The sequence below is a fragment of the Streptococcus sp. 27098_8_103 genome, assembly GCF_041432345.1.
Classification (GTDB): Bacteria; Bacillota; Bacilli; order Lactobacillales; family Streptococcaceae; genus Streptococcus; species Streptococcus mitis_BV.
In genome coordinates this window covers 1-786 of the sequence record NZ_JAPVZK010000064.1, presented here as the reverse complement: position 1 = coordinate 786, position 786 = coordinate 1, and the positions used below count along the sequence as shown (strand labels likewise).

The window sequence follows — 786 nt, the reverse complement described above, 5'->3', positions numbered from 1 at the left end:
GACACTTCCAATCGTCTGCTTTAGTTAGCCTACTGCGTCCCTCCATCACTACATACTCTAGTACAGGAATATCAACCTGTTGTCCATCGGATACACCTTTCGGTCTCTCCTTAGGTCCCGACTAACCCAGGGCGGACGAGCCTTCCCCTGGAAACCTTAGTCTTACGGTGGACAGGATTCTCACCTGTCTTTCGCTACTCATACCGGCATTCTCACTTCTATGCGTTCCAGCACTCCTCACGGTACACCTTCTTCACACATAGAACGCTCTCCTACCATACCTATAAAGGTATCCACAGCTTCGGTAAATTGTTTTAGCCCCGGTACATTTTCGGCGCAGGGTCACTCGACTAGTGAGCTATTACGCACTCTTTGAATGAATAGCTGCTTCTAAGCTAACATCCTAGTTGTCTGTGCAACCCCACATCCTTTTCCACTTAACAATTATTTTGGGACCTTAGCTGGTGGTCTGGGCTGTTTCCCTTTCGACTACGGATCTTAGCACTCGCAGTCTGACTGCCGACCATAATTCATTGGCATTCGGAGTTTATCTGAGATTGGTAATCCGGGATGGACCCCTCACCCAAACAGTGCTCTACCTCCAAGAATCTCTAATGTCGACGCTAGCCCTAAAGCTATTTCGGAGAGAACCAGCTATCTCCAAGTTCGTTTGGAATTTCTCCGCTACCCACAAGTCATCCAAGCACTTTTCAACGTGCCCTGGTTCGGTCCTCCAGTGCGTCTTACCGCACCTTCAACCTGCTCATGGGTAGGTCACATGGTTTC

At 49.0% G+C, this 786-nt stretch carries 1 rRNA gene; it reads right to left on the bottom strand.

The annotated features are described in order from the left end of the window. Nucleotides 1-786 (bottom strand): 23S ribosomal RNA (locus O3599_RS09905); the annotation flags it as partial.